Below are 23,415 nucleotides of genomic sequence, written 5' to 3' on the forward strand. Positions count from 1 at the left end.
CGCAAGTCAAGGAATGGCGAAAAACCGATTGAAACAGTCTGCGACAAGATCGGCACCAGACTCATCATTGAGGTGCAAATGGTGGCCGCCTGGCAGCTGTTCCCGGCTAAAGGGTAGACGCTCCAGCAACTCTGGGTGTTTGGCGAGCATGCCGTCGGCGGCAACCACCAGTGTTGCAGGACACTTGACCCGCTGGACGAAGGCCATGGCCTGTTCGGTGGTAAGGCGTAGCGGCGATGGCAGTGTGAGGCGATTGTCGGTGCGCCAGGTGTAACCGCCCGGCACCGGCATCAGGCCACGCTGCGCCAGCAGTTCTGCGGCCTCGCGGCTGACCGCCACCAGGCCTTTCATGCGCGCTTCGACGGCTCGGTCGAGGGTGTCGTAGACCGGTTTGCGCTTTTCCCGCAGATCCAGTTGCGCCTGCAGGGCCATGCCCATGCGCTCGGCAGCGTTTTCACCTTTGTCTGTAGGAGGAATGATGCCGTCGATCAACGCCAGGTGGGTAACCCGCTCGGGCATCGACCCGGCGATGATCAACGAAGCAATGGCGCCCATCGAATGCCCCATCAGCGCAAACCTGCGCAGTCCAAGCTGGTCGGCCACTTGCAGCACATCGTGGGCATAGTCCCACATGGCGTAACCGGCTCCCGGCGGGCGATGCCCGGAATGACCGTGACCGGCCATGTCCAGGGCGATGATGCGCAGGCCTTTAAGCTTCGGCGCCAGACGGGCAAAACTGTTGGCGTTGTCCAGCCAGCCATGCAGGGCAATGACCGGCAATCCGTCTTCAGGACCGAACAGGTGCGCCGCCAGTTCGATGTGCGGCAGGCTCAGGCGGACCTCTTCGACGACGTGGTTCATGCGCAATCCTGTTGTCGACGGCCGCCCCAACGGTAGAACAGGCCTTTGAGCATGTCAGCGGTATCAAGGGGACGTTCGAGCGGAAACATGTGGCCACCAGGCATGGTCAACGACTCGCCCAACGGCAGGCGGTCGACCGAACTGGCGTGATGGCGCATCACCACGCGGCTGTTGTGCCCGCGTACTACCGCCAGCGGCACTTGCAACTGCCGGGTGCTGCCCGGGCTGGTGTGCGGCACACCGCGATAGATGCTGATTTCCGTGGCCGGGTCGAACCGCAGGCGCAACTTGTCGCCGACCTGATGCAAGCCGTGTTGCAGGTAGGCATCGAAACATTCCGGGTCGAAGCCACGAAACAGGGTTTTTCCGGCGAAATACTTCCGGGCGCTTTCCAGGTCGGCGAATTCTTCACGGCGGCCCAGGGTACGCCCGGCCGGGGTCAAGCGGTCGATGAAACCAAAGCGTTTGGCCGCCCGTATGACCCATTGATCGGTCCGGGTCAGCACTGGCGAGTCGAGCATCACCACGCCGCGATACAACTCGGGGCAACGCAAGGCCGCATGCAGGTGCAACACGCCACCGAAGGAGTGACCGACGCCCCACACGGGTTCGGCCTGTTGTTGCAGGTGATGGATCAGCTCATCCACCAGGTTGTACCAATTGTCGTCCGCCGGGAAACGCGGGTCGTGGGCGTGCTGCTCCAGATGCGTCACCTGAAACTCGGGTGCCAGCGCCGCAAACAACTTGCCGTAGGTCCCCGAAGGAAATCCATTGGCGTGGGCGAAAAAGATCTGTTGCGACATACCTGCAAATCCATGAGCGAGAACAGGCGTAGATTGTCCGCAAGACCGCGTCCTACAGCAATGACCGTAACTGACAGGAATGATGACAGTCCGGTCAAAGCTATGGTTTTGGTTCAACGCGTCGGCGGATTCTCCCCCAAGGGCACCACTGCCATGGTCAGTCGCGACACACAACTGGCCTTGCCCTCATCGCTGGTCAACCGAATATCCCAGACATGGGTCGTGCGGCCGATGTGGATCGGCTTGGCCACCGCCGTCACCCGTCCGCTGCGCAGGCCGCGCAAATGGTTGGCGTTGATTTCCAGGCCCACGCAATAGAATTTGCTGGCATCGATGCACAGGTAGCTGGCCATCGAGCCGACCGATTCGGCCAGCACCACCGAGGCACCGCCATGCAGCAAGCCGTAAGGCTGATGGGTGCGGTGATCGACGACCATGCTGGCGGTCAGGGACTCATCGTCAAAAGCTTCGAAACGGATGTCCAGCACTTCGCCGATGGTGTTTTTCTGGATTGCGTTCAACTGCTCGATGTTCGGGGTGGTGCGCCACAGGCTCATCGCAGAGTTTCCTCGTTGGTTTTGTTCGTGGATCAATCCTGCCACAGCACCGCTTCGCTGCGCTCGCTCCATTCCTCAAAGCGTTCACCGTAAGCCGCTTCGATCACGTTGCGCTTGATCTTCAGGGTCGGGGTAAGAAAGCCGTTTTCCACGGCCCAACTGTCCTTGACCACCACCAGGCGCCGAAGTTGTTCATGCTTGTCGAGGGCACCATTGACCTCCTCCAGCAGTTTTTCCAGGCTCGAATGCAAACCGGCGCGCGCGGCCCCGCCGGCATCCTGCTGGCCGACCGCCGACAACACGCACAAACCCAGCGGCGCACTCAAGCCATCGCCCACCACGCAGACCTGTTCGATGCGCGAATGCACGGCCAGGCGATTTTCAATCGGTGCCGGGGCCACGTACTTGCCTTTGCTGGTCTTGAAGATTTCCTTCAGGCGCCCGGTCAGGCGCAGATTGCCTTCGGCGTCCTCCTCGCCCTTGTCGCCGGTACGCAGGAAGCCGTCCTCGGTAATGGTGTCGGCGGTTTTTTCCGGTTCCTTGTAATACCCGAGCATGGTCGCACCACTGCGCACCATGACCTCCCCCGTCTCGGCGATCCGCACTTCGACTTCCGGACACGGCTTGCCGATCCAGCCCGGTTTGTTCTGGCCCGGCAGGCCGATGTGGGAGTAGCCGCAACTCTCGGTCATGCCGTAGACCTCCAGCACGTCCAACCCCAGTTTGCGGTACCACTGCAACAAGGTCTGCGGTACCGGAGCCGCGCCGGACAACGCGATGCGCAGCGCATCCAGCCCCAACCCGGCGAGGACTTTATGCCCGAGCCGTTTGCCGATGATCGGCAGGCCGAGCAGGAAGTCGAGACGTTTTGCCGGGATCTTGCTGTACACGCCCATCTGGAATTTGGTCCAGATGCGCGGCACGCCAAACAGTGCGGTCGGGCGCGCACGGCGCAGGTCGGTGAGGAAGGTATCGAGGCTCTCGGCGAAAAACACCGTTTGGCCGGTATAGATCGATGCCAGCTCGACGAACATGCGCTCGGCAACGTGGCACAGCGGCAGGTAGGACAGCAGCCGGTCCGACTCGTTGAGACCGAACAACGCAGTGCCGCGGGTGGTGGCAAACCCCAGAGTGCCGAAGCTGTGCATCACACCCTTGGGCATGCCCGTGGTGCCGGACGTGTAAATGATGGTCGCCAGTTGGTCGGCGTCGGGCTTGGGATTGTCCTGGATGGGCGAACTGCGTTGCAGGTCGTCCCAACTGAAATCAAAGTCGCCGGGAGGATGCAGGGGCAGGCTGATGGTCGGCAGGTCGGGGCTGACACCACGGGACATACCTGGCCAGTCGTCGAGCTTGCCGATGAATGCCAGCGCTGCTTGCGAATGTTCGAGTACCTGGGCAACGGTCTCGGCGGTCAGGTTTGGGTACAACGGCACCGACACATGCCCGGCCATCCAGATCGCGAGATCGGCAACGATCCAGTGCGCACAGTTTTTCGAGATCAGGGCGATATGGCTGCCCTGCGGCAGTTCCCGCGCTCTCAGCCAGTGGGCGGCGCAGCGTGCTTGATGACCGACGTCCGCCCAGGTCAAGGTCTCGACCTGGCCGCCCCCGACAGGCTGGACCAGAAAGCGCTGGCGGGGATGACGGGCCTCACGCTCGTAGAAAACGTCCAGCGGCAAACGAAAAGCAGCAGACATGCGACTCGCTCCTGTGATTTTGGTCTGGAGCAAGCGTAGTCAACCAAGCAAGTGCTTGGTTGACTATTTCATACAAAACTTTCTACATCTGTGGGAGCGAGCTTGCTCGCGATGGCGGACGAATATTCAACATGGATGTCGACTGGCTTGACGCTATCGCGAGCAAGCTCGCTCCCACAGTGTTGGGCGCCCACTTCAAGTCAAGCTTTGCCCTATGAAACCCGTGGTCAGGGATGCTTGATGCTGTCGAGTTTCATTGACCCGACCAGCAGCTCTTCACCCTTGAGCTCCGCCAGACCGGCAGTGCTGACCCTTTCCGGCGGATGTCCGGCACCATGCTGCAGGTAGCTCAGCAGATTCCCCACCAGCGGGTTGTGACTGACCAGCAAAACGTTGCTTACCGCGACCATCTGTTCGGCCACCTTGTCCGGCTCCGTGTCCGGTGTCAGCCACTCGACGGTGCGGATTTCCGGTTCGAAACCCAATGCATCTCGCACCAGATGCGCTGTTTGCTGCGCTCGCAGGTACGGGCTGGCGTAAATGCCGGTCAGTGGCTGACCCATCAGCTCTGCGGCGATTTTCAATACTTCCTTACGACCGTTATCCGTCAATTCCCGCTCCGAATCGTGGGGGCGGGAGCCGTGTGGTACAGCTTCACCATGACGCAATACCCAGAGTTTCATAGCTTGGGTTCCTCATCTCGGGCCGGATGCGGTGCCGGTGCCACGACATGCGGCGCCTCACCTTCCGGTGTACGCGGCGTCGGCCAGTCGGCGAACGGCCAGGGCTTCTGGTCGCTGTGAAAGCTGCCGAAACGACCGATCTGCGCCAGAAACTGGCTCAGGCTGTCGCCGAAATTCATCAAGCTGGCGCTTGGGGCGCCATAGAACAAACGATAGATCAACTGCACCAGCACGACGGCGCCGAGGATGAACTGCGCCACTTGCCACACCAGCACGAAGAGGATCATCCACAGCACCCGCAGCAGGATGGACTCGTACTTGGCTTCTATTTTTGGATCGTTCATGCGCAACTCCCTGCTTTTCTGGCAAGCGTGATTAGTTGAAACCACTGGTGGAAATAAAGTCGACGTCGGTTTTCGGCTCGCCACGCATTAACAGACCGATGACCTGCTCCAGCGTGCGCCCCTCGAACAGGATCGCGTGCAGCCCGGCGACCAGCGGCATGTACACGCCAACCTCCTGCGCCTTGGCCTTGAGCACTTTAAGGGTATTGACCCCTTCGGCGACTTCGCCCAGGCGCGTGACCGCCTCGTCCAGGCTCAGGCCCTGGCCGAGGGCGAAGCCGACCTGATAGTTGCGGCTCTTGGGCGACGAACAGGTCACGATCAGATCGCCCACGCCGGCCAGCCCCAGGAAGGTCATCGGGTTGGCACCCTGGTTCACCGCGAAGCGGGTCATTTCCGCCAATGCCCGGGTAATCAGCATGCTCTTGGTATTTTCTCCCATGCCCAGCGCCACCGCCATGCCGGCGATGATCGCGTAGACATTTTTCAGCGCCCCGCCCAGCTCCACGCCGAAACGATCGGCGCTGGCGTACACACGAAAGGTGCGTCCGTGCAGCGCGGCCTGAACCTGCTGGCAGAGTTCTTCGTCTTCACTGGCGACCACCGTGGCGGTCAGCGCGTGCTCGGCGATTTCACGGGCCAGGTTGGGTCCGGACAGGACGCCGATGCGCGCCTGCGGGGCGATCTCTTCGAGGATCTCGCTCATCAACTTGAACGTGTGGGCTTCGATGCCTTTGGTCAGGCTCACGAGCATTTTGCCGCTCAAACGTTCGGCGTGCGGTACCAACACCGAGCGCAGCGCACTGGAGGGCAATGCGACGAAACACAGGTCGCAGGCGTCCAGGGTGGCTTGCAGGTCGGTGACCGGCGTGACGCCGGGCAGAATCTTGATGCCTTTGAGGTAACGCGGGTTCTCGCGATTGACCCGAATGGCCTCGGCCTGTTCGGGGTCACGCATCCACTGAAGGACCTGATGCCCGTTCTCGGCCAGCAGATTAGCCACGGCGGTTCCAAAACTTCCGCCTCCCAGGACCGCAATCGGGCGCTGTTCAGTCATATGCAATCCGTTAATCCATACCAGTGGCGATGTCGGCATTATACGGGGCAGTCCATCGACGGCCAGCCCCGACATCAAATACCTGCACCCGTAGGAAGAAGACCAATAAAACCGAGGAAAATGCAGACATCGTGAATGGAAAAGTCATTCGGCTCGGTTAACATGCGCGCCAACAATCACTGACAGGGATGTGTTGTGTCTCCGGGCTCTCCTTCACCGCATTCACCTCTGGTACTGGCGCTGATTTTCAGCTCGCCGGCGCTGGCCGACGACTTGTTCCTGGACAACGAACCGCTGCCGCAAGTACTCACCGCCACGCGCCTGAAGCAGTCGCCGGCGGCCGTGCCGGGAAGCATGACGGTGATCGACAGTGCCTTGATCCACGCCAGCGGTGCCCGTGACATCAGCGAACTGCTGCGCCTGGTGCCGGGGATGATGGTCGGCAACATCAGCGGTAATCAGGCGACGGTGAACTACCACGGCACCAATGCGAATGAAGCGCGGCGCATGCAAGTGCTGATCGACGGGCGCTCGGTGTATCGCGCCGGCCTGGCCACCGTGGACTGGAGTGACATTCCGGTGGCCATGGAAGACATCGAGCACATCGAAGTCTTTCGCGGACCGAATACCGTCAGCTACGGCGCCAACGCCCTGATGGCGGTGGTCAACATCATTACCCGGCGCCCGGCCGACAGTCACGGCACGCGCATGAAGGTCACCCGGGGCCAGCGCGGCATCAACGACTTTTACGCCAGCCAGGGCCTGGGCTGGGAGGATGGAGACATGCGCCTGTCCCTGTCCGGCCAGCAAGACGACGGCTTCGACACCGACAGAACCGGCGCTGACTACCATGACAGTCGTCGCCTCGAGCGCTTCAACCTCACCGTCAGCCAGAGCCTCGACGAACGGCAAAGCCTCGATTGGCAATTGAATGCCAAGGACGGCACCAACCAGCGGCCCTATACCTACCGGCCGGTGTTCCCGGGAATTACCCGCGCCGGCGACGACTCCGACGTCACCGCCAAGGACTACGCCGGGTCATTGCGCTGGAATCTGGACGTCAATCCCGACCACAGCCTTTACATCCAGGGTTCGGCCCAACACTGGGATCGCCAGCAAACCTGGCGCGCCTGCGACGCAGAAGTTTCGTTCAGCCCGCAACTGACCGAACTCTGGCAATTGAACCCGAACTACACCGAGCGCCTGGCCCGCAATATCACGCGGTTCATCGGCTCTGGTGCGCCGGCCGGGACGCCCGCCGAGCAGGCGCTGGCCAACCAGGTACTCGATCAATGGCGCAACGGCGCGAGCCAGACCGTTTGCGGCGACATCGACCAGAGCACCCGGGAATCGCGCTACGACCTCGAACTGCAGGACACCCTGAGCCTTGCCGATAACCTGCGACTGGTCAGCGGGATAAACTACCGTTACGACCGGGCGGATTCCGAGACCTACTTCAATGGCACTCTCGATGACAGGATCTGGCGAGCGTTCGGCCAGTTCGAGTGGCGTGCCACCGAACACTGGCTGCTGCAAGGCGGCGCCATGTTCGAGGACACCCGGTTGACCGGCAGCTCGCTGACACCTCGCATGGCGGTCAACTACCTGATCAACCCGCGCCACGGCTTGCGTGCGGTGTACTCCGAGGCCATCCGCTCACCGGACATGTTCGAAAACAACGTCAACTGGAGTTATCAGGTCACCAACCTCAAGCCCGGTGCGTTTGGCCAGTCCAGCGCCCGTTATTTCGTCAAGACCCGCGGCCCCGGCGACCTTGATCAAGAGCACATGCGCTCCCGGGAACTGGGCTACAACGGCTATTTTCCCGAACCGGGGCTGGCGCTCGACGTGAAGCTGTTCCACGACGAAATCACCGGCATGATCAGTGAGCCGCTGCGCAACAATCAGTACATTGCCAGCAATGCCAACAAGGCGCGCTTTTCGGGGGTCGAAACCCAGCTCGACTGGCGTGTCGGCAGCCTCGATCGCCTGCGACTGACTTATGCCTACGTCGATACCGATGCCAGCAATCCGCTGGATGCCAGACAGACTGCAAGTAACAGTGGTTCGGCCGGATGGCTGCGCGATTGGGGCCAAGGCTGGAACAGTGCGCTTTTCTACTATGGCGACGACGCCCTCAACGGCTACCGCTTCGAACGGGTCGATGCGCGCATCGCCAAACGCATCGCCTTGGGCAAGGCCAGCCTGGAACTGGCCGGGGTGCTCCAGCAACGGCTGGACAATCAGCCGACCACCTTCATCGACAATAATTATGACCAGCGCCAGGTGATGTATTTCAGCGCCGAGCTGGAGCTTTAAGATGTCGAATCGCCCGGCCTGCAGAATGCCGCCCCTGGGTCGGCTGCTGGCCATACTTTGCCTGATGACAAGCGGCCTGCTGGGCAGCCTGGCGAGTAACGCGGCCGACATTTTGCTCACGGGGGCCGAAGACAGCCCCGGTGTGCGGGCGTTTACCCAGGCCCTGAGCGAGTTGCGACCACGCGATAACGTACGCTTCCAGACGCTGGCCAAAATGCCGATACCGGACAAGCTGCCGGAAAACATCCGCTTGATACTGCTCGACCTGCCCAGCCTCGACTGGCGCCTGCAAAACGCCCAGGGCCCGGCGACTCTCGTATTGCGCATCAGCCGCCTGCAAGCCCGGCAACGCTTGAACAATACGTTGCCTGCGCGCCTTTGCCTGCTATGGAGCGATCCACCACTGGATCGCCAGTTGCGCTTGACCCGCACCCTGTTGCCACAAGCCAGACGCATCGGCGTGCTCTACGACACCCACAGTGAATTTCTGTTGAATGAGCTGCGTCAGGCCGCCCTCCCCCTGGGTCTTGAGATGGTCACCCAGCGCTGGGACAACATTCACGACAGTCGTCCATTACAGGCACTGCTAAATAACAGCGACGTGTTGCTGGGACTTGACGATGCCGACCTGTACAACCCGAAAACCGCAAAGAACCTGCTGTTGAGCAGCTATTCGCGGCAAGTGGCCCTGATCGGACCCAACGCCGGATTCGTCAAGGCCGGAAGCCTGGCCAGCACCTATAGCGATCAGAGCGACTGGCTGGCGGTCCTCGACGAATTGCTCGACCGGCCACCAGCCACCTGGCCGCGCACGCACTATCCCCATCGATTCAAGGTCGCGAGCAACCCGCAAGTCGCACGTTCATTGGGTATCGAACAGATAAACGAAGCGTCTGTCGCCACACTGCTGGCTGAAGGAGAACGCCGTCCATGAGCTTGCGCCGTCGCTGGGACATCAACACTCGCACCCAACTGATCAGCCTCGGCCCTGCACTGCTGCTGACCTTGTTGCTGATCAGTTTCTTCACGTTCGTGCGCATCCAGGATCTGCGTCAGGAAATCTCCCACACCGGCCAGTTGATCGCCAATCAACTGGCCCCGGCCACCGAGTACGGCGTGATTTCGGGCAACATCGAAGTGCTCGAAACCTTGCTCAAGGCGACGCTGGCCACGCCCAACGTGAGTTTTCTGGAAATCCAGGACAGTGCAAACCGGGTTCTGGTGTACGTCGAACAACCGAGCGAACACCACAATCGCGCGCAACAGCTCGAAGTGTTCCAGGCACCGATACGGCTCCAGCGTATCGCGTTGCACAATGATTTTTTCCAGAGCAGCAAAACCGCCACTGCCGCCCCCACCGAGGACTACCTCGGTCGGGTGATCGTCGGGCTGTCCAACGATGCCTTCAGCCGGCGCCAACAGGAAATCGTGCTCAAGGCCGCCATCCTGGCGCTGTTTGCCCTGCTGTTTACCTTCATCGTGGCCCGCCGCCTGGCGGGCAGCCTGTCGAAACCGATCCGTGATATCGGCAATGCGGTCAAGGCGATCCAGGACGGCGATTACAACACACCGCTGCCCATTGTCGACGACACCGAGCTGGGGGCGCTGTCGCAACACATCAACAACCTCGCCAGCGGTCTCGAGCAGGCCAGCCGCGAACAGCATCAGGCCATGGCGCAGTTGATCCAGACCCGCGAAGAAGCGGAAAAGGCCAACAACGCCAAATCCGATTTCCTCGCCATGATGAGCCATGAACTGCGCACGCCGATGAATGGCGTACTGGGCATGCTGCAGTTACTGGAAACCACCGACATGACCGAGGAGCAGATGGAGTATGCGGCGCTGGCCTCCGAATCCACCGAGCACTTGCTCAAGGTCATCAACGACATCCTGGATTTCTCGCGGATCGAACGTTCAGAGCTGGAACTGGAGCACATTGCATTCAACCTCACCGACCTGATCGGCAGTTGCGCCCAGTCGTTCCAGCACAGCGCCGCGCAACGCGGCCTGGACCTGCAACTGATGATCCCCGACGACATGCGCGGTTTGCAGGTCAAGGGCGACCCGACGCGTATCCGTCAGATACTGGTCAACCTGGTCGGCAATGCGCTGAAGTTCACCGAGCAGGGCCGCGTCACGATCGAGGCGCAGTGGCAATCGCTGGACCACGAGTTGCTGTGGTTCACCTGCACCGTGCGCGACAGCGGGATCGGCATCCCGGCGCAAAGCCTGGAATTGATGTTCAGCGCTTTCCAGCAGGCCGACAGTTCTATTTCAAGACGCTACGGCGGTACGGGGCTGGGCCTGCCGATTGCCCGTACCCTGGCCGAACGCATGGGCGGCACCTTGCGCGCGCAGAGTGAGGAAGGCCGCGGTTCGGTGTTCACCCTGGAAATTCCCCTGGCATTGCACCAGCAGACACAACCACTCCTACCCCCTCGCGCGCAATCGCGCAACAGCAACGGCGAAGGACGCAATGTGTTGTTGGTCGAAGACAACCCGGTCAACCAGACCGTCATCGAAGCCATGTTGCGCAGCCTGGGCTTCAAGGTCAGTGTCGCTGCCGACGGCGCGCAGGCGGTACGCAGCGCCGAGAGCCTGATCTTCGAAGCGATCCTGATGGATTGCCGCTTGCCGATCATCGATGGCTATGAAGCCACCCGACAAATACGCAATCTACCCGGTTGCACCGACCTGCCGATCATCGCCCTGACCGCCAATGCCTTGCAGGGTGACCGCGAAGCCTGTCTGTCGGCGGGGATGAACGATTACCTGGCCAAGCCGTTCAAACGGACTGATCTGCAGCAAATTCTTCAGCGTTGGGTGCAGTAGTACAGGCCTTTCGACCATCTGCGACTGGCGTGAAAGGCGAAAGTGCGGCAGTCTTAGTCACCCGAACAGGCCCGAAAAGGGGCTTGAATAATAATTTCAGTGCACAAGTGTACATTCATGTCCTTGGTGCTGTGACTTTCACCACAACGCAATAGTCTATGAGTAGGCTGCCGGTTCGAGGCATGAACGCTTCGATCGGCCGGGAAGATTTGCCCCACCTGCCGCATGGGACTATTGAGGAGCTCGCATGACCAAACAAAACGCCTTTACCCGGGAAGATCTGCTGCGCTGCAGTCGCGGTGAGCTGTTCGGCCCTGGTAACGCGCAACTGCCCGCCCCGAACATGCTGATGGTTGATCGCATCACCCTGATCAGCGAAGAAGGTGGCAAGTACGGCAAAGGTGAATTGGTCGCCGAGCTGGATATCAATCCGGACCTGTGGTTCTTCGCCTGCCACTTCGAAGGCGATCCGGTGATGCCGGGCTGCCTGGGCCTCGACGCCATGTGGCAACTGGTCGGTTTCTTCCTGGGCTGGCAAGGCCTGCCGGGCCGTGGCCGTGCGCTGGGTTCGGGCGAAGTGAAATTCTTCGGCCAGGTCCTGCCGACCGCCAAGAAAGTCACCTATAACATTCATATCAAGCGCGTCCTCAAGGGCAAGCTGAACCTGGCCATCGCCGACGGTTCGGTCACTGTCGACGGTCGCGAAATCTACACCGCCGAAGGCCTCCGGGTCGGCGTGTTCACCTCCACTGACAACTTCTAAGGGTTATCCGCATGCGCCGCGTCGTTATCACTGGTCTGGGCATCGTTTCTTGCCTGGGCAATGACAAAGAGACCGTCTCCGCTAACCTGCGTGCAAGCCGCCCTGGCATCCGGTTCAACCCGGAATATGCCGAAATGGGTCTGCGTAGCCAGGTTTCCGGCTCCATTGACCTCAACCTTGAAGAACTGATCGATCGCAAGATCTATCGCTTCGTCGGCCACGCGGCAGCTTATGCCTACCTGGCCATGAAAGACGCCATCACTGACTCCGGCCTGACCGAAGAGCAGGTTTCCAACCCGCGTACCGGCCTGATCGCCGGTTCCGGTGGCGCATCGACCTTGAACCAGATGGAAGCGCTGGACATCCTGCGCGAGAAAGGCGTCAAGCGCGTCGGCCCATACCGCGTAACGCGGACCATGAGCAGCACCGTTTCCGCTTGCCTGGCCACTCCGTTCAAGATCAAGGGCCTGAACTACTCCATCGCTTCTGCCTGCGCCACCAGTGCTCACTGCATCGGTACCGCCATGGAACAGATTCAGATGGGCAAGCAGGACATCGTCTTCGCCGGCGGCGGTGAAGAAGAGCACTGGAGCCAGTCGTTCCTGTTCGACGCCATGGGCGCCCTGTCCAGCAAGCGCAACGACACCCCGGAAAAAGCTTCCCGTGCCTACGACGCAGACCGTGACGGTTTCGTCATCGCCGGCGGTGGCGGCATGGTCGTGGTTGAAGAGCTGGAACATGCTCTGGCCCGCGGCGCGAAGATCTACGCGGAAATCGTTGGCTACGGCGCGACCTCCGACGGCTACGACATGGTTGCCCCGAGCGGCGAAGGCGCGATCCGCTGCATGCAGCAGGCGCTGTCCACCGTCGACACCCCGATCGACTACCTGAACACCCACGGCACTTCGACCCCGGTCGGCGACGTCGCGGAAATGAAAGGTGTGCGTGAAGTGTTCGGCGACAAGGCTCCGGCCATCAGCTCCACCAAGAGCCTGTCGGGTCACTCCCTGGGCGCTGCCGGCGTTCACGAAGCGATCTACTGCATGCTGATGATGGAAGGCAACTTCATTGCCGGCTCCGCCAACATCGACGAGCTGGACCCTGAAGTGGCCGATCTGCCGGTGCTGACCAAGACCCGCGAAAACGCCACCATCAACACCGTGATGAGCAACAGCTTCGGTTTCGGTGGCACCAACGCCACTTTGGTACTGAAGCGCTGGGAAGGTAAGTAATTTCCCTCTGCTGAGTCGCACATGAAAACGCCCCGACTGGTTCGGGGCGTTTTTTTGGCCTCAAAGAATTCGACACCACAACCATTGTGGGAGTGAGCTTGCTCGCGATGAGGGAGTGTCAATCGACATCATTGCTGTCTGACCCACCGCAATCGCGAGCAAGCTCGCTCCCACAGTTTCAGTGCTCGACACTGGATTTGTGGTGCCTTCAACATGAAACGTTTGTCATGAAACTTAACGCCCTGCGACTGAATGTCGCGGATTCCGCGGGCTGCAGGACTGTTTCCATTTTTGCAAAAAACCGTTACCAAACTCAGTTATTTACTTAGCAAGCTAACAAAACATATAACAGAGTCCTGCACACGCCTTGCTGCAGATAACAGAGATTGGAGCTAGCAGATGACTGTAAAAGTAACTGAACGCGACGATTCACATAAATCCCACGAGGGTGTAGCCGCCGGTATCCGGATCTGGGACGTGCATCAACAAGACCTGCTGGTCGGGATGTTCCACTCCGAGATCGACGCGCAAAACTACAGGGCCGAACTGGAAATGCTCGAGCGCAACCGCGAGCTCGCAACCGGTTGAAGGCAGACTCCACCACCATGCAGCCTGCCCCTTCCCGCACGGGTAGGCTGCAACCGGAGCACGCGGCTCAGGCAATCTGAATGGCCGCTAAATGAAGGGAGTCGTCGATCACCACCGAAGGAACAACACCGACGATCCAGCCCGCCTCAAGCTTCACCACCTCGCACTCACCATCGCCCATGCCGTCATTGCGGACGGCAAACTGAAGCGAAGATAGATGACGCTTGCCGTCATCGAAGTCCATGCCACAGGCGATCAGGAAATCGATTTTGGCCCCCGCCAGTTCAACCTCCTTGTCCCGTTCACCGTCTTTCAACGCCGCATAATCGAGGCACAAGTTGATACCGAATGGGCAACCCACTACAAGACTATTAATAAATATTCCTTCGTAGCCACCAAAGTAACTGTGCTCGGCCTGTACACTACTGACCTTCTTTACCCGTACCACAACCTCATCGAACAACTTGAAAAACCAGTACCCGTCTTCCGACCCTACATGTCTTCCAAAATCGATTCCTGACACATAACGCTTCGGCCACATCGACATCAGCGGCATGTCGACCTCGTATTCCTTATTGGAAATTGTGAGCACATAATTAATGACATCGTAATAGCTCGACTCCCCCTCTCCCACCTTGATCAGCGTCGCACAACTTCCCGCCAATAAAACGATCTTGCCGTAGCGCTCCACTGGCAGATCACTTATCAACAGCGTCACACACTCGGTCACCTTCGTCAGATAAGCAGAGTTCAGTTCGTGAAGTTCCTGTTCATTACGGACTTCGTGCCAGGGAATGTTCCAGAAAAACTCAGGCAGGGTTACGAAAACGCACGCGGGCCTGCCGTGATCGTCGCGAGCAGCTTTCGCAGCGATCTTGATCTTTCGGCGCACAAGCTCCGCTCGTGTGACAAGCTCGTCGTCCAGATAGTCGTGAATGGATTGATCGGGTTGTCGCGGCTGTGAAAGCTGCGATTTAAAAGTAGGTTGGCGTAACGAGGCGATACTTACCAGCATTGACAATATCCTTATTCATTTAATTTCATTCCATTAGTTCTCTCCCCTGAGAATATTTCGGGCAAAAGAAAACCCGAGAGATCGTATCGACGCGATCTTTCGGGTTCAATTCATTAATCCAGCAATGTACTAACAAACATGTAATGGAAGAGGAGCGATTACCACATCAGATCATCAGGGATCTTGTAGGCCGCATACGGATCGTCCTCGACGCTGACTTCTTCGGTCTGCACATTCATCTGCACGATGCGTTGCGGGTCGCGCTCCTGAATCTTCAATGCCGCCTCGCGCGGAATCACTTCGTAGCCGCCAGCGTGATGCACGATGGCCAGCGAACCGCTGCTGAGCTTGTTGCGCATCAGGGTGTTGACGCAGATGCGCTTGACCTTTTTGTCGTCGACGAAGTTGTAGTAATCCTCGGTCGTCAATTTCGGTAGGCGCGAAACTTCGATCAATTGCTTGACCTGCGCGGCACGGGCCTTGGCCTCAGCCTTTTCCTGCTGCTGGCGGTTGAGCTCCTGGTCGCGCTTGACCTTCTCGGCCATGGCTTCCTGTGCCGCGCGCTGCTGGGAGTCATCCAGCTCGATCTGGCCTTTGTGGGCCAGGCGTTGCTGTTTCTGCTTGTCTTTGCTGACCTGCTTGGCCTGCTTCTGGTTGACCAGCCCTGCTTTGAGCAACTGGTCGCGAAGGGAAATGCTCATGGTGCTTATTACTCACTTAGGCCACTGCTCAACCGCAGCTGGGCAAATTCTTTTCCTGACGTTTGGCTTCGCCCCACAAGGCGTCCAACTCTTCGAGGGTGCAATCTTCCATGGGACGGCGGGTGTCGCGCAATGCCTGTTCGATAAAACGAAAGCGTCTTTCAAACTTGCCGTTGGCACCCCGCAGTGCGGTTTCCGGATCAACCTTGAGGTGCCGCGCCAGATTCACCACGGAGAACAGCAGGTCACCGATCTCTTCGGCCACGGCCTCGGGATCATTTTCCGACATGGCTTCGAGGACTTCATCGAGCTCTTCACGCACTTTGTCGAACACCGGCAAGGCGTCCGGCCAGTCGAACCCGACCTGCCCCGCGCGCTTTTGCAATTTCGCCGAACGTGACAACGCCGGCAATGCAGCGGGGACGTCATCGAGCAATGACAGCTGTTCGGGCGCGCAGGACTTCTCTGCGCGCTCCTCGGTCTTGATCTCTTCCCAGCGCTGCTTGACCTGCTCTTCGCTGAGGCGCGGGACATCCAGCGGTGCATAGAGGTCGCCCGTAGGAAACACATGGGGGTGACGACGGATCAGCTTGCGGGTGATGCTGTCGACCACACCTTCAAACTCGAAGCGCCCTTCTTCCCGAGCCAACTGGCTGTAATACACCACCTGGAACAACAAGTCGCCGAGCTCCCCCTGCAAGTGATCGAAGTCACCGCGCTCAATGGCGTCGGCGACTTCGTAGGCTTCTTCCAGAGTGTGGGGGACGATGGTGGCGTAAGTTTGCTTGATGTCCCACGGGCAACCGTACTGCGGGTCGCGCAGGCGGTTCATGAGGTGCAGCAGGTCTTCAAGTGAATACATCAATCTCTCTCACTGCAAAGTCCCTTGTGGGAGCGAGCTTGCTCGCGATAGCGGACAGTCAGACAACACCTGTGTTGAATGTTGAACCGTCATCGCGAGCAAGCTCGCTCCCACAGTGGATCGGCGCTGAACATGCATCAAGGTGTACGGTTACGCCGGGTTTCGATGATATTCGGCAACTGGGAAATCCGCCCCAGCAACCGCCCCAATGCATCCAGCCCCGGAATCTCGATGGTCAGGGACATCAGCGCGGTGTTGTCCTCCTTGTTCGAACGGGTGTTGACCGCCAGCACGTTGATCCGCTCATTGAGCAAAACCTGCGAGACGTCACGCAGCAACCCGGAACGGTCGTAGGCGCGGATGATGATGTCCACCGGATAGGTGAGTACCGGTACCGGGCCCCAGCTGACCTGGATGATCCGCTCCGGCTCCCGCCCACTCAGTTGCAGCACCGAGGCGCAGTCCTGGCGGTGAATGCTCACGCCGCGGCCCTGGGTGATGTAACCGACGATGGCATCACCCGGCAATGGCTGGCAGCAGCCGGCCATCTGGGTCATCAGGTTGCCGACGCCCTGGATCTGGATGTCCCCGCGCTTGCCCGGTTTGTAGCCGGTGGCCTTGCGTGGTATGAGTTCAAGCTGTTCGTTGCCACGCTCCGGCTCGACCAGTTGCTGCGCCAGGTTGACCAGTTGCGCCAGGCGCAAGTCCCCGGCGCCGAGGGCGGCGAACAGGTCTTCGGCAGTTTTCATGTTGGCCTTGTCGGCCAGCTTGTCGAAATCCACCGCTGGCAGGCCGAGGCGATTGAGTTCGCGCTCGAGCAAGGTTTTACCGGCCGCGACGTTCTGGTCGCGAGCCTGCAACTTGAACCAGTGAACGATCTTCGCCCGTGCCCGCGACGTAGTGACATAACCCAGGTTCGGGTTCAGCCAGTCACGGCTCGGGGTGCCGTGCTTGCTGGTGATGATCTCGACCTGTTCACCGGTTTGCAGGCTGTAGTTGAGCGGTACGATGCGCCCGTTGATCTTGGCGCCACGGCAGTTGTGACCGATCTCGGTGTGTACGCGGTAGGCGAAGTCCAGCGGGGTCGCGCCCTTCGGCAAGTCGATGGCGTGACCGTCCGGGGTGAAGATGTAGACCCGGTCCGGCTCGATGTCGACCCGCAGTTGCTCCGCCAGGCCACCGATGTCGCCCAGTTCTTCGTGCCATTCGAGCACCTGGCGTAGCCAGGAAATTTTCTCTTCGTAGTGATTGGAACCGGATTTGACGTCGGTGCCTTTGTACTTCCAGTGGGCGCATACCCCCAGCTCAGCCTCTTCGTGCATGGCGTGGGTGCGGATCTGCACTTCCAGTACCTTGCCTTCCGGACCGATCACCGCCGTGTGCAGCGAGCGGTAGCCGTTTTCTTTCGGGTTGGCGATGTAGTCGTCGAACTCTTTCGGGATATGCCGCCACAGAGTGTGGACGATGCCGAGCGCGGTGTAGCAGTCGCGCATTTCCGGCACCAGCACGCGCACGGCACGCACGTCATAGATCTGGCTGAACTCCAGACCCTTGCGCTGCATTTTGCGCCAGATCGAATAGATGTGTTTGGCCCGGCCGCTGATGTCGGCATCGACGCCGGTGGCCTGCAGTTCGTTTTTCAGCTGGCTCATCACGTCGCTGATGAAGCGTTCGCGATCCAGTCGCCGCTCATGGAGCAGCTTGGCGATCTGCTTGTACTGGTCCGGTTCCAGGTAACGGAAGGACAAGTCTTCCAGTTCCCACTTGATATGACCGATACCCAGGCGATGGGCCAATGGCGCGTAGATGTCGAAGACTTCACGGGCCACACGGTTGCGCTTTTCGTCGTCGGCGGTTTTCACCGCACGGATCGCGCACGTGCGTTCGGCCAGTTTGATCAGGGCGACGCGAACGTCGTCAACCATGGCCACCAGCATCTTGCGCAGGTTTTCCACCTGGCCCTGGGTGCCCAGCACCAGGGATTTTCGCGGACTCAGGCTGTCGCTGATCGCGGCCATGCGCTGCACGCCGTCGATGAGCTTGGACACCACCGGACCGAAGCGCTGGCTGACGGCCGGCAACTTGATCTGGCCTTCGCGCACGCCTCGATACAAGATCGCGGCGACCAAAGAGTCCTGGTCGAGTTTGAGATCGGCGAGGATCTCGGCGATCTCAAGCCCTGTACGGAAAGTCGAGTTACCTTCCGACCACAGATTCTGTGCCGCATTGGCTTGTTGTTCGGCCTCGCGAGCGTACTCGCAGGCTTCTTTCAAGGCTTCGCGATCCAGTGCCAGATCGACACTGACCGCATGATCGAGCCAAGCCTCGAGATTGATACTGCCGTCGGTGTTGATCGGCTGGTGTGCTCTCACCTGTACCATCTTGCTTACCTTCCCTACGACGCAGATTCAATGCGTCAAATCGCTGACCTTCGTTGCCGGTGCGCCCACGTCGGGCTGGGTGCGCGGCTGCACGGGCGGGCCAGTCGGACCAGACGAGCATCCTAGCTCGCTTCAAATAACGCCATGGCCTCGACATGTGCCGTTTGAGGAAACATATCGAGAATCCCGGCACGTTTTAACCGGTAGCCCTGCTTGATCAATTCGACCGTGTCGCGCGCCAGAGTTGCAGGGTTGCACGACACATACACCAAACGTTCGGCGCCCAGGCTCCTGAGCTTGCGCACAACCTCGAAAGCACCGTCACGCGGTGGGTCCAAGAGTACCGCACAAAAGCCTTCGGCGGCCCATTCGGCGTCCGTCAAAGGCTGGGATAAATCGGCCTGAAAAAACTTCGCGTTATGCAGATTATTGCTGGCCGCATTCGCCGCGGCCCGATCGACCATCACCTGCACGCCTTCGACCGCCACCACTTCACGAGCGGCCTTGGCCAGCGGCAAGGCAAAGTTGCCCAGGCCACAGAACAGGTCGAGTACGCGCTCATCCGCTGTCGGCTTCAGCCAGTCCAGTGCCTGGGCGACCATCGCTTCGTTGACGGCGGCGTTGACCTGAATGAAATCCCCGGGACGATACGCCAGCTCCAGGTCCCACTGTTCAAGACGATAGCCCAACGACTGATCGGCCTCGACCGGTTGCGGTTCGCCATCGCCATGCAGCCACAACTGGGCTTCATGGAACGCGCAGAATTCCTTGAGGATCGTCAGGTCGGCATCGGACAACGGCGCCATGTGCCGCAGTAAAACCGCCAGCGTCGAGCCGCTGAACAACTCCACATGCCCGAGTGCCTGGGGTTTGCTCAAGCGCCGCAGCATCTCCGGCAAGCGGGCCATGATCGGTTGCAAGGGCTGTACCAGCACCGGGCAGTCATCGATGCCCACGATGTCCTGGCTGCCAGCGGCACGGAAACCGACTTCGAGTTTTTTTGCCTTCATGTCCCAGCGCACCGCAACGCGGGCGCGACGGCGGTAAGCGAACTCCGCACCGCTCAATGGCGCTGCCCACTCATCGGGTTCGACGCCCGCGACTCTCGACAACTGCTCGGCGAGCATGCGCTGTTTCAGGGCAAGCTGTTCGTTGTGGGGCAGATGCTGCACGCTGCAACCGCCACAGCGACCGGCATGGGCGCACGGTGCAGGGCGGCGTAGTTCGCTGGCCTTGAACACCCGTTCGGTGCGCGCCTCGACCACTTTGCCGTGGGCACCGAGGACGCGTGCCTCGATCTCTTCACCGGCCAATGCGCCGATGACGAACCAGGTGCGACCTTCGAAAAACGCGATACCGCGACCGTCATTGGCCAGGCGCTCGATGGTCAGGCGCTGCTTTTTGCCGGTCGGGACTTGCGGGGCCTTGCTGCCGCCGGTGGGCTGGAAGCGCAGGCCTCTTTCATGTTTGGCCATCAGTTGGGCGCGTCGAAAATGCCGGTCGACAAGTAACGGTCGCCACGGTCGCAGATGATCGCGACGATCACCGCCTTTTCAACTTCTTTGGACAGGCGCAGCATTGCCGCCACGGCACCGCCCGAGGACACGCCACAGAAAATGCCTTCTTCGCGGGCCAGACGACGGGTCACGTCTTCGGCTTCGCTTTGCGCCATGTCGACGATCCGGTCCACGCGGTCAGCCTGGTAGATCTTCGGCAGGTATTCCTGGGGCCAGCGGCGGATCCCCGGGATCGCCGAGCCTTCCATCGGTTGCAAACCGATGATCTGCACGTTGTCGTTCTGCTCTTTCAAGTAGCGCGACACCCCCATGATGGTACCGGTGGTGCCCATGGAGCTGACGAAATGGGTGATGGTGCCCTGGGTCTGGCGCCAGATTTCCGGGCCGGTGGTGGTGTAGTGCGCCTCGGGGTTGTCACCATTGGCGAACTGGTCCAGGACCTTGCCGCGACCTTCGGCTTCCATCTTTTGCGCGAGGTCACGGGCGCCTTCCATGCCCTGCTCCTGGCTGACCAGAATCAGCTCGGCGCCATAAGCTGTCATGGCTGCCTTGCGCTCGGCGCTGGAGTTGTCGGGCATGATCAGGATCATCTTGTAACCCTTGATTGCAGCGGCCATGGCCAGGGCGATCCCGGTGTTGCCCGAGGTCGCCTCGATCAGCGTATCGCCGGCGTGGATCTGCCCGCGCAACTCGGCGCGGGTGATCATCGACAGCGCCGGACGGTCCTTGACCGAACCCGCCGGGTTGTTCCCTTCGAGCTTGAGCAAAAGGGTATTGCTGGTGGCGCCGGGCAGGCGCTGCAAACGGACCAGCGGAGTGTTGCCGACGCAATCGGCGATGGTTGGGTACTGCAAGGTCATGGCGTATTCGCAATCCAGACTGCGGGGGCGACTATCATACCGGCAAACGTTCCCAGGCCATATCACGCAAAGTGTGGTGCTTATGGCTTATGGGAATAAGCAGATATGTTGCGGTGAACAGGTGAGCCTCATCGCGAGCAAGCTCGCTCCCACAGGGTGCCGGGGTGATCACAGGTTTCGCGGTTCAAGCACGGTCAGTGTCGGAGCGGGCTTGCCCGCGATGGCGTCGGCACTGGCGCTATCAACATCCGCCAACAACCGCATGTTCAGGCGCAACCCGGTTCCGGTGTTCTGTGCCCACAACTGTCCGCCCTGACGCTGCACCGCGTTTCGGGCGATGCTCAAGCCCAGGCCAAACCCACCATCCCCCGGCCGCGAACCGTCGAGTCGGGTGAACGGCAGGAAGATCCGCTCCAGATCAGCTTCCGCCACGCCGCCGCCCTGATCCTCCAGCCATAGATGCCAGAAATCTCCATCACGCTGGCCGCCGAGCAGGACAACCCCACCATCAGGTGAATGCCGTATCGCATTGCGCAGAATGTTTTCCAATGCCTGGGCCAGGGTGTTGAGATGACCGCGAACCCAACAGGATGAATCTACGGTGCATTGCAACTGCGTATCGGGCCAACCACTTTCATAGCAGGCGTTCTCCGTGAGCATTTCCCACAGGGCCTGGATCTGGATCGCTTCGTCAGGCAATCGGGTGCGCTCGGTATCGAGCCACGCCAGTTGCAGCGTGTCTTCCACCAGGCGCTGCATGCCATCGACTTCACGGCCGATGCGTTCGCGCAATGGCTCCAGCCCCTGCTCGCTTTCACTGGCCACCCGCAGGCGGCTCAAGGGCGTGCGCAATTCGTGGGACAAGTCGCGCAGCAGTTGCTGCTGCAAGGCCACAGTGCTTTGCAGGCGCTCGGACATGTGATCGAACGCCCTGCCCAACTCGCCCAATTCATCGGAACGATTGGTGGTGCGGCTCGACAGGCGCACATTCAGTTGGTCGGCACGCCAGGCATTGGCCTGTTCACGCAGACTGTTGAGCGGCACCACCAACAAACGATACAGCCCGACGCACAACAGCAAGGTGAACAATCCCGGAATCACGCCGTTGGTGATCACCCGCCAGAACACCCGGTAACGCCCGGGTACGAAGCGCTTGGGCAACTCGATCACCAGGCTGCCGACGGAGGGGTCACCGGGAAAGGGTATGCGCATCCACGGCCGGCCTTTCTTGTGGATGGGCCAATCGAGGCCGCGCAAAAAAGTCAGGCGTTCGACTTCCTTGTCCGTCAGCGATTGGTTGCTCAAGGACTGCAAATCACCGCCGATGACACCGACCCAACCTTTTTCCCGCTGATGCATGCCTTGCAGCCAGTCATCGATACCGGCGCTCTGACGTTGCTGCCATGCCTGCTCGGCTTCGGCGGCATAACCGGACAGGGTGCCGCGGGCCTCATCGGAGAGGAACTGGTTACGCTGCTCCATGTAACGGCCCCAGGACCAACTCAGCCAGATCATCAGCAGACAGAAAGCGACCAATAGACAGGCCAGTTTCCAGAACAGCGAATGCCTGCCCGGCAAGTTACATGTCATCGGCGGCGCTCAGGATGTAGCCCTTGCCCCAAACCGTACGCACTTCGCGCTCGGTATATCCAATGGCCTTGAGCTTGCGGCGGATCTGGCTGATGTGCATGTCCAGGCTGCGGTCATGGGCCGCGTAACCGCGCTGCAGCACCTGCTGATAAAGGAAGGCTTTGCTCAGTACTTCGTCGGCGCTTCGGTGCAGCGTCTCCAGCAACCGATACTCGCTGCGGGTCAGGCCACCGGCCTGTTCGCCATAAAAGACCTCGAAGCTTTCATCGTCGAAACGCAGGCTGTCCATCGACGGGGCCGGCACTGCGGGTGCCGGTCGGCGGTCGAGTGCCACCCGCCGCAGAATGGCTTCGATGCGCACCCGCAACTCCACCATGCTGAAGGGTTTTGGCAGGTAATCATCAGCCCCCAGGCGAAAGCCGCTGATGCGATCGGCCTCGGCACCGAGGGCCGACATCAGCAACACCGGGGTGGAATGGCTCTGGCGCAATTGGGTCAGTACCGCCAGGCCGTCCATGCCCGGCAGCAGAATATCCATCAACACCACGTCGAATGGTTGCCGGCGGGCAATGTCCAGGCCTTCCTGACCGTTCTGGCACCAGGTCACCTGGAAGCCGCTGCGGTCCAGATGTTCATGAACGTAGGCTCCGAGCACAAGGTCGTCTTCGATGGACAGGATTCGGGGAAGGCCGGCAGTGATGGGAGTCATGACTATCTGCAAATAATTCTCAGTTGAGCGATTATTCAAGA

General features: G+C 60.2%; 21 protein-coding genes. 6 read left to right on the forward strand and 15 right to left on the reverse strand.

The features are described 5' to 3' along the window. Positions 1–6: 6 nt before the first annotated feature. The 7 genes from PSJE_RS10540 to PSJE_RS10570 form a co-directional block, all read right to left on the reverse strand. Positions 7–861, reverse strand: a complete 855-nt coding sequence (locus PSJE_RS10540) for an alpha/beta hydrolase (RefSeq protein WP_090457266.1) — start codon at positions 859–861, stop codon at positions 7–9. Then, the gene (locus PSJE_RS10545; protein ID WP_046042984.1) at positions 858–1,664 is read right to left on the reverse strand and encodes an alpha/beta fold hydrolase; all 807 of its coding nucleotides are present in this window, start codon (positions 1,662–1,664) and stop codon (positions 858–860) included. Before PSJE_RS10545 ends, PSJE_RS10540 begins: the two co-directional genes overlap by 4 nt. A gap of 113 nt (positions 1,665–1,777) precedes the next feature. Next, positions 1,778–2,221, reverse strand: coding sequence for a hotdog fold thioesterase (locus PSJE_RS10550; protein ID WP_090457267.1), 444 nt, complete (start codon positions 2,219–2,221; stop codon positions 1,778–1,780). A gap of 32 nt (positions 2,222–2,253) precedes the next feature. Then, entirely contained in the window at positions 2,254–3,921 is a 1,668-nt protein-coding gene (locus PSJE_RS10555; RefSeq protein WP_090457269.1) for an AMP-binding protein, read from the reverse strand. Between the two features lie 227 nt (positions 3,922–4,148). Next, on the reverse strand, positions 4,149–4,604 hold the full coding sequence (sixA, locus tag PSJE_RS10560; RefSeq protein WP_057713667.1) for a phosphohistidine phosphatase SixA: 456 nt from the start codon (positions 4,602–4,604) through the stop codon (positions 4,149–4,151). Continuing rightward, the gene (locus PSJE_RS10565) at positions 4,601–4,948 is read right to left on the reverse strand and encodes a DUF4389 domain-containing protein (RefSeq protein ID WP_057713666.1); all 348 of its coding nucleotides are present in this window, start codon (positions 4,946–4,948) and stop codon (positions 4,601–4,603) included. The genes sixA and PSJE_RS10565 overlap by 4 nt, the downstream gene beginning before the upstream one ends. A gap of 31 nt (positions 4,949–4,979) precedes the next feature. Further along, the gene (locus PSJE_RS10570) at positions 4,980–6,005 is read right to left on the reverse strand and encodes an NAD(P)H-dependent glycerol-3-phosphate dehydrogenase (protein ID WP_057713665.1); all 1,026 of its coding nucleotides are present in this window, start codon (positions 6,003–6,005) and stop codon (positions 4,980–4,982) included. A 195-nt stretch (positions 6,006–6,200) separates the two neighbouring features. Between PSJE_RS10570 and PSJE_RS10575 the strand changes: the two genes are divergently transcribed. From PSJE_RS10575 to PSJE_RS10600, 6 genes are all read left to right on the forward strand, one after another. Continuing rightward, entirely contained in the window at positions 6,201–8,324 is a 2,124-nt protein-coding gene (locus PSJE_RS10575; RefSeq protein ID WP_090457271.1) for a TonB-dependent receptor plug domain-containing protein, read from the forward strand. A 1-nt stretch (position 8,325) separates the two neighbouring features. After that, positions 8,326–9,258 carry an ABC transporter substrate-binding protein gene (locus tag PSJE_RS10580; RefSeq protein WP_090457273.1) on the forward strand — a complete coding sequence of 311 codons (933 nt, stop codon included), beginning with the start codon at positions 8,326–8,328 and terminating at the stop codon, positions 9,256–9,258. After that, on the forward strand, positions 9,255–11,156 hold the full coding sequence (locus tag PSJE_RS10585; protein ID WP_090457274.1) for an ATP-binding protein: 1,902 nt from the start codon (positions 9,255–9,257) through the stop codon (positions 11,154–11,156). Before PSJE_RS10580 ends, PSJE_RS10585 begins: the two co-directional genes overlap by 4 nt. A gap of 247 nt (positions 11,157–11,403) precedes the next feature. Further along, the gene (fabA, locus tag PSJE_RS10590) at positions 11,404–11,919 is read left to right on the forward strand and encodes a 3-hydroxyacyl-[acyl-carrier-protein] dehydratase FabA (protein WP_003227150.1); all 516 of its coding nucleotides are present in this window, start codon (positions 11,404–11,406) and stop codon (positions 11,917–11,919) included. A gap of 11 nt (positions 11,920–11,930) precedes the next feature. Continuing rightward, positions 11,931–13,151 carry a beta-ketoacyl-ACP synthase I gene (gene fabB / locus PSJE_RS10595; protein WP_007974551.1) on the forward strand — a complete coding sequence of 407 codons (1,221 nt, stop codon included), beginning with the start codon at positions 11,931–11,933 and terminating at the stop codon, positions 13,149–13,151. Positions 13,152–13,550: 399 nt separating this feature from the next. Continuing rightward, positions 13,551–13,739, forward strand: a complete 189-nt coding sequence (locus tag PSJE_RS10600; protein WP_057713661.1) for a hypothetical protein — start codon at positions 13,551–13,553, stop codon at positions 13,737–13,739. Positions 13,740–13,806: 67 nt separating this feature from the next. Here PSJE_RS10600 and PSJE_RS10605 read toward each other — a convergent pair whose 3' ends face one another. The 8 genes from PSJE_RS10605 to PSJE_RS10640 all read right to left on the reverse strand — a co-directional run bounded on the left by PSJE_RS10605 (position 13,807) and on the right by PSJE_RS10640 (position 23,374). Then, positions 13,807–14,754 carry a hypothetical protein gene (locus tag PSJE_RS10605; RefSeq protein ID WP_090457275.1) on the reverse strand — a complete coding sequence of 316 codons (948 nt, stop codon included), beginning with the start codon at positions 14,752–14,754 and terminating at the stop codon, positions 13,807–13,809. Between the two features lie 158 nt (positions 14,755–14,912). Beyond that, entirely contained in the window at positions 14,913–15,455 is a 543-nt protein-coding gene (locus PSJE_RS10610) for a DUF2058 domain-containing protein (protein WP_057713659.1), read from the reverse strand. Positions 15,456–15,483: 28 nt separating this feature from the next. After that, entirely contained in the window at positions 15,484–16,317 is an 834-nt protein-coding gene (gene mazG / locus PSJE_RS10615) for a nucleoside triphosphate pyrophosphohydrolase (protein WP_090457277.1), read from the reverse strand. Positions 16,318–16,454: 137 nt separating this feature from the next. After that, positions 16,455–18,698, reverse strand: a complete 2,244-nt coding sequence (relA, locus tag PSJE_RS10620; protein WP_090457279.1) for a GTP diphosphokinase — start codon at positions 18,696–18,698, stop codon at positions 16,455–16,457. A 122-nt stretch (positions 18,699–18,820) separates the two neighbouring features. Then, positions 18,821–20,173, reverse strand: a complete 1,353-nt coding sequence (gene rlmD / locus PSJE_RS10625; RefSeq protein WP_057713656.1) for a 23S rRNA (uracil(1939)-C(5))-methyltransferase RlmD — start codon at positions 20,171–20,173, stop codon at positions 18,821–18,823. Next, positions 20,173–21,075, reverse strand: a complete 903-nt coding sequence (gene cysM, locus PSJE_RS10630) for a cysteine synthase CysM (protein WP_090457281.1) — start codon at positions 21,073–21,075, stop codon at positions 20,173–20,175. The genes rlmD and cysM overlap by 1 nt, the downstream gene beginning before the upstream one ends. Positions 21,076–21,243: 168 nt before the next feature. After that, positions 21,244–22,665, reverse strand: a complete 1,422-nt coding sequence (locus tag PSJE_RS10635) for a sensor histidine kinase (protein ID WP_090457283.1) — start codon at positions 22,663–22,665, stop codon at positions 21,244–21,246. Then, a complete protein-coding gene (locus tag PSJE_RS10640; RefSeq protein ID WP_090457285.1) occupies positions 22,655–23,374 on the reverse strand; it encodes a response regulator transcription factor in 720 nt (239 codons plus the stop codon). Before PSJE_RS10640 ends, PSJE_RS10635 begins: the two co-directional genes overlap by 11 nt. Positions 23,375–23,415: the final 41 nt, after the last annotated feature.

The organism is Pseudomonas jessenii (genome assembly GCF_002236115.1).
In the GTDB taxonomy this organism is placed as follows: domain Bacteria; phylum Pseudomonadota; class Gammaproteobacteria; order Pseudomonadales; family Pseudomonadaceae; genus Aquipseudomonas; species Aquipseudomonas jessenii.